At 30.8% G+C, this 6,574-nt stretch carries 4 protein-coding genes and 1 pseudogene; 1 reads left to right on the forward strand and 4 read right to left on the reverse strand.

Translation table 11 applies throughout. The annotated features are described in order from the left end of the window. Positions 1–609 precede the first annotated feature (609 nt). Genes V5787_RS08035 through V5787_RS08050 form a run of 4 tightly spaced genes read right to left on the reverse strand, consistent with a single transcriptional unit; the run spans position 610 to position 6,448 of the window. Positions 610–1,827 carry a GIY-YIG nuclease family protein gene (locus V5787_RS08035; RefSeq protein ID WP_336892732.1) on the reverse strand — a complete coding sequence of 406 codons (1,218 nt, stop codon included), beginning with the start codon at positions 1,825–1,827 and terminating at the stop codon, positions 610–612. Then, a complete protein-coding gene (locus tag V5787_RS08040; protein ID WP_336892733.1) occupies positions 1,820–3,787 on the reverse strand; it encodes a DEAD/DEAH box helicase in 1,968 nt (655 codons plus the stop codon). The genes V5787_RS08035 and V5787_RS08040 overlap by 8 nt, the downstream gene beginning before the upstream one ends. Before the next feature lies 1 nt (position 3,788). Next, positions 3,789–4,751 (reverse strand): PDDEXK nuclease domain-containing protein, encoded by a 963-nt coding sequence (locus V5787_RS08045; protein WP_336892734.1) that lies wholly within the window; start codon positions 4,749–4,751, stop codon positions 3,789–3,791. Beyond that, positions 4,748–6,448 (reverse strand): DNA methyltransferase, encoded by a 1,701-nt coding sequence (locus tag V5787_RS08050; protein ID WP_336892735.1) that lies wholly within the window; start codon positions 6,446–6,448, stop codon positions 4,748–4,750. The genes V5787_RS08045 and V5787_RS08050 overlap by 4 nt, the downstream gene beginning before the upstream one ends. A gap of 38 nt (positions 6,449–6,486) precedes the next feature. Here V5787_RS08050 and V5787_RS08055 point away from each other — a divergent pair. After that, a pseudogene (locus V5787_RS08055) lies at positions 6,487–6,574 on the forward strand (IS1595 family transposase); the annotation flags it as partial.

Raw genomic sequence — 6,574 nt, forward strand, 5'->3', positions numbered from 1 at the left:
TTTCACACACCAATGTGCTAGGTCTGCATCGTATTTATCTGTCTTTTTTTTAACCCATTTATTAACTGCTCTGCTAATTGTTGAACGCGCTCTATTTAGAGTTTTAGCAATGTAGGATTTTGATTTTTTTTCATCTAAAAGAGTCTCAATTTATATTCTTTCTTTACGAGTAAGTCGTCTATGTTTTTTTACTACCATTTTACAAATCTATAAATTTAGATTTGTTGCGTTAAGTTATTGAATGGAGGAAATCTAAGATTTTGATTTGTTGCGTTAAGTTCTTGAATTCAAGCATATTTTTTGGATATTGTAGCTAACGTCTAGTATAAGAAACGTAGGGCAGTAAATAAGCACTATCGTTTCGCTTTATTACTTAGCTAAATATAAATATTTTGCTTTTATCTTTCTCCTAAATGCCAAATTTTATATTTAGCGGACTTTGTTAATATACATTGACCTTTCGGTTTAGCACAAACGCCCTATGTTTTTTATACATTGTTAGGTGTCTGGCTTTTCTTTCCGTAAACTTGCTAGCGTTGGCGTGAAAGCTCTTTTAAATTTGTGAGGCACGAGCAAACTTTAAATGTGCTTGAACTTGCGTTGGCTATTCTATTCCGTTTTTAATATTATTCTTTTATTTACTGTGTCGTATTTATAATTTACAATATTTTCATTTAATATCAATTCAATCACTTCTTCAATTACTCCAAAAGGAACTACAAACCATTCTCTTGGATTTAGCCTTTGTCCTTTTTCGTTAAATAAGTCAATATCTAAACAAGCCTTTGCAAAAAACCTGTGTAAAAGGCTTTCTAATTTATCTGCATTTCGATTGTAAACTTTATATGTTGCAACTTTTTTCACATCAGCAAATAAATAAGTCGCTTCATTTTTAGCATTCTTAATTCTATCATCTACAGAAGTACTTGCAAAACCAATCTTGTACAAATCTTTTATATTTGAAATTTTAGAATTAGTCGATTTAGATTTTAGAACATAAACCCAACCTGTTTGTAAATCTTCTTCTTTTACAAGACCTGTGTTTACGAACAATTCTTGTTCTAACTTTTCATAAGTATTGGTAATTAATTTTCCGCTTTTTTGAATTTGTTTACCTAATGAACGATAAAGCATATTGCTATAAGTTCCATTTTCAAATATTGTTCTCGTTCTTCCTTCAATTCGCATTCTATTTCCTGATTTTTGCTCCCATTCTTCTTGTTTTAAGTTAGCCGATTCCAAGTACAATAAAATACCATCCATTAAATAATAGTCTCCAATATGAAGATTCTTTTCTATGTTTTTAAACGGTAAAACTTTCCTTTTTCCTTCTTTGATTTCTTTATGAACTTTTTGAAACATTGTTTCATATTTAGCAAAATCCTTTTCCTTCATTGCTTTTCTTCTTGCAACAAAATCTGATTCTGCTCTATCTTCAGGTTTTGGCGTATGTTTGAATTTAAAAATATCTAAATCATTATCTAAATCTAATAATCCTAAATCATCATCTTCATTTAAAATAGCATCAATAGTTGGTTTTTCCATTTCTACAAAACCCAATAAATTGTGTCTATCAAAAGGTTTTAATGTTTTCTTCTGAGATTCCTTTTCTCTAAAATTTTTCAACTTTGCCATTAAACCATATTCAGACATACTTGACTTATTTGGTTCTCTATTGTTTTTATCGAAAAACGTATTTATTTCTTCAAATGAATCTACAAGTCTATCTTCATCTGTTTTTACAGTTGAAGTCTTGACTTTTGAATCTAATAAACCAAAAGTATCATCATTAAAGATATCGTCTAATGTTGGTTTCTTTTTAGCCATTTACAAGTGCTTTTTTACGTTTTAATTCTCTCAAAAAGACCAATGCTTCTGCCATACGTTTTTCTTTATGGTCAAATGCTTGAATACTTGGGTGCAATCCTTTGTTGTTTTTAACCCATTCATTTATTTTAGGCCATAACAATAAGGCTTCTTCTTCCGTCATTTCAATTTTGGTAGATTGAATATGCTCGTCTATGAGTTTTAATACTTGTGTAGTTACCGATTTAGATAAAATTTCAAATGCTTTTTGAAAAGGATTAATTCTATCTATTAAGTCAATATGAATATCATCAATATTCACAAAACTTCCTGCCATTCTAATAAATTTCTTATCGCCTTGTTCTTCAATGGTGCTGTTTTTTATTACAGAATCTACAACTACGTGTTGTCGTACTGCTTCTACATCTTCATCACTTAAATCTGGATATATTTCTCTAATTATTTTAGGAATTAAAACAGTATTGATAACCTCAGGTTCAATATTTCCGGGCATTGCTTTAAGCATTTGAGGGTTTTGTAATAATTTCGCCTTCAAATCATTCAAATCTGTTTCAATAATACCTTTTGCCCTTTGTGAAGTAGGTAATTTAAAACCTCTTATTTTAATCGTATTCTCATCATCCGTTTCGTCCTCTTCCTCATCATCATCTTTTTTAAGTTTGAATTTGAAATTTGGTGCTAAAACTTGTTCCATTAATAAAGATGCAGTAATTGCCTTTAGCATATTATTTACCGATAAATTTACTTCATCATTTTCGGCATCAGGTTGAGCAATAAGGTTGGTAAATTGAGCGTGAGTTTTATTATTGCTATCTCTTGTTGCTCTACCAATAATTTGAATGATTTCGGTCAATGAACCTCTGTAGCCTATTGTTAGTGCGTGTTGGCAATAAGGCCAATCAAAACCTTCTTTTGCCATTCCTAAAGCAATAATAATATCTATATCATCAGCAGATTTTATTTCTCGTAAATACCCACTTATTTTATCTCTCGATGTTGGATTATCGTTTACCAAATCGGCAACTTTAAGGGTTCTGCCTGATTTATGACTTTTAATGTGTAAAACGCCTGTGGTTTCATCTTGGTATTCTAAATCTCCTAGAACGTCAATAATATGATTTACTTCTTCATATTTTTCTTTGGATGATTCAGCCGAATTTACACTCGGAATATGAATAATGGTTTTTAAATCTTCATCTAAAACTTCTGCCAAGGCTGATTGTTCTTTATCAGGATGTTTTTTAAAATACCTTCCTGTATAAAAATGATAACCAATACCTAAAGATTTTAAAAATTCATATCCATTTAATTGCTGATAATAAGTATAAGTAACTTTTGTAAATTTCGCTTCATCTTCTGGCATTAAAACGGGAATATTATCGCCTCTAAAGTACGAACCTGTCATTGCAACAATATGTGCAGTTGAATTTGCCATTATGCTCTTTAATACTTGCCCTAAAATATTATCTCCTTCTGCTGATACGTGATGAAATTCATCAATAGCAACCAAAGTATCATCTAATTTTTTAACGTCTAAATCTTTAAATACCCATCGTAAAGTAGCGTGAGTACAAACCAATATCCGTTCGTCTGATTCTAAAAAATTAAGGAATGCCGTTGCCTTACTTTTTTCTTTTCCTGGTGTACAAAGGTTGTATTTCGGATTAGGTATCCAGTCGGTAAAAAAGCCGTATTTTTTTAATTCTGTTGAACCAAAAGATGCTCCAATAGATTTTTCGGGAACTGCAACAATTACTTTTTTTATACCTTGATGATATAATTTTTCTAAAGCAATAAACATTAATGCTCTTGATTTTCCTGATGCTGGTGGTGCTTTTAATAAAATATATTGTGCAGAATTTGCCTCAAATGCTTTTTCCTGCATTTCTCGCATTCCTAAAGCATTGGTGCTTTTACTTTTCCCTGTTTGTTGGTATGTTACGTGAACTAAATTTGGCATATTATTTAGAAGTTTTTTCTATTAAGTTTTGTAATTCTTTAGTTGTTGGTAAATAGAGTTGATACTTAGAAGCAAACAACTGTTTGTTATCATTTAAAACTGAGTATTTTGCCACAACATTATCTGTGTCGGCACACAATAAAATACCAATAGTAGGATTGTCTGATTCTCTTTTTTCTAAATCATCAAACATTCGTACATACATATCTAATTGACCAATATCCTGATGTGTTAATTTTGTTGTTTTAATATCAATAACCACAAAACATTTTAAAATGTAATTGTAAAAAACTAAGTCTATAAAAAAGTTAGACGTTTCGGTTTTTATCATTTTCTGTTGTGCTACAAAAGCAAAACCTTTTCCCATTTCTAATAAAAACTGTTGCAATTGCTTGATAATTGCATTTTCAATATCTTTTTCTTTATGCGTAAGGTTGTTTGGTAACTCTAAAACATAAGGGTCTTTTATAAACTCATAATGAACAGGAATATCGGCTATTTTGTTTTGCTGATGAGCCAATGTTCTTTGAAAATATTGAGAACCAATATTACGGTCTAATTTTCGAGTACTCCAATGTTGGTCTATAGTTTCTTGTATGTAAAAATTACGAGCATCTGTGTTTTCTACTCGTATCAATAAACGGTAATGCGTCCAAGACAATTCGGGACGCACTGCGTCCCGAATTGGGAAACAAGTATAAAATTGACGCATTTTACGTAACTCACGAGTATCAAAGGTTTTACCAAAGTCTGTTGTTAAACTTAACGCTAAATTTGATAGTAATTTCTTACCATATTCTGCTCTTTGCGTCCCGTTTTGTTCTTCTTCTATAATACGTTTGCCAATTTGCCAATAGGCAAAAACCATTGCCGTATTTATGGCAACTACTGTTTTTTGACGTGCTTCTTGTATGATGTTTTTAATATCGGATACAAAATTGGTATTTGGTTTATTTTCACTCATTTTTTGACTTTCTTTTTACGAGTTTTCTTTTGCTTTGCAAAAAGCGTATCTTTTTTAATCATTTCTTCATATTGCTTAAACAAATACTCTAATCGTTCGGTATCATTTTTAAACGGTTGCAATCTATAACATTGCTCTATGGCAATATCGAGTTCTTGATGTGCTTTTAATAAACCTTTAGGCATAGTATCTAGATTGTATAGTTGTGCCATTGTTCTGCTTGGGTGTTTTGCTCTTTCGTCTAAAATGGCAAATACATATAAATTTAGGTTTTCTTTTTGTTTGGTTGTTATGTTTGGGAATGGGAAGGTGTTGAAGCAAATATCTTTTGAATACCTGTAATCTGTCTTGAGTTTTCCACCAACGGCTCTTACCCAAGTCATATGCATTCTAGAATTGATTATGGCGAACATAAAAGGTTCTGCATCATAAATAACTTGTGCTGAATTTGAAACAATTGTATTGTTATTTAAATATCCGCAAGGAATATATTCTCTTCTTTCAGATGAAACACTTGGTAAGATTAATTGACTTTCTTTTGCAGTATTTCTATCTCTAAATTGATGTGAACGTTGGGCTAATCTGTTTGTTCCTTTGTCTTTACTGTTTAATCTGTGAATTTCAGTTCTCTCAATTCGATTTGTAATTGTCGGTATTTTAATGGCTTCTTCTAATTGGTTATCTTCAATCCACAAGCAATATCTTTTACTTCCTCTAATAAATTCGGCAGAACCTAAAAGTAATCTAGTAAACTCTTTTCCTTTTGGGAATTGTTTAATTAACTGTTCATATTCTTCTTCTGTAAAAATTAATCCACCACCATCATTTGGCATATTTCCAAACTTCATTTCAGGGAAATTCGATAATGGTTTTCTTCTACCTGAAACAATTATGTTTGCAGAATCCATTAAATATGGATTTATATTTTTTACTGCTTTTTTGAAATTATCTTTAAATAAATATTTTTGTTCAGTTGATATATTTCTAAGTCCGACAATGATAACCGTTACACCTGCATTTCCTTTAGCATTGTTTGTCCATTTAAAAGATTGATGAGCAAATCCAATTTCAATATCCTTATTAAGGATATGAGGCCAAATAAGAGGAACTTGTTGACCTTGACAAATAGAATTGGTAGTTACAAAAGCACATTTAGCATTCAAACCTGAAATATATTTTGCTCCTTTAAAAAACCAACAGTTAATATAATCTAAATCACGATATTTCTTAAGTTCATTGAAAACAAAATCCATATCTTTTTTCTGTTCCGCATCTTGCAATCTTGCTCCCAAATAAGGTGGATTACCGATAATATAAACTTCATCTGTTTTACTAATTGGGCAAACGGTTTTCCAATCTACTCTTGTTGCGTTTCCTTGGGTTATTTGTCCTGCTTCTTTTAACGGCAATATGGATTTAGATTTTCCGTAATCAAATAAAGTATCTTCAAACACTCTGTTCATTTGGTGTTCTGCCAACCAAAGTGAGAGTATTGCCATTTCGTGAGCAAAATCATCTATTTCTATTCCGTAAAACTGTGATAGTTTTATTGAAGTCCATTCCAAAGTTGGGTTAGGTTCTAACGCAATAATATTTTCTAAAATTTTAATCTCTAATAATCGAATTTCTTTGTAAGTAATAATCAAGAAATTTCCGCTACCACAAGCAGGGTCAAAAAACTTAACTGAGTTAGTCATTTAGTTTCTGTATCTTAGTGTCCTTAAATATAACAGATATGGATGTTTTTCAAGGTCAAAATATACTGAGTTTTATAAAAGAACTACCAAATGATGAAGCTTGTAAGGCTTATTTAGCCAAAATAA

The organism is Flavicella sp. (genome assembly GCF_037132785.1).
Lineage (GTDB): Bacteria > Bacteroidota > Bacteroidia > Flavobacteriales > Flavobacteriaceae > Flavicella.

Coding starts and splice junctions, on each gene's coding strand:
- V5787_RS08035 (WP_336892732.1), bottom strand. CDS start 1,827: ATGGCTAAAAAGAAACCAACATTAGACGATATCTTTAATGATGATACT.
- V5787_RS08040 (WP_336892733.1), bottom strand. CDS start 3,787: ATGCCAAATTTAGTTCACGTAACATACCAACAAACAGGGAAAAGTAAA.
- V5787_RS08045 (WP_336892734.1), bottom strand. CDS start 4,751: ATGAGTGAAAATAAACCAAATACCAATTTTGTATCCGATATTAAAAAC.
- V5787_RS08050 (WP_336892735.1), bottom strand. CDS start 6,448: ATGACTAACTCAGTTAAGTTTTTTGACCCTGCTTGTGGTAGCGGAAAT.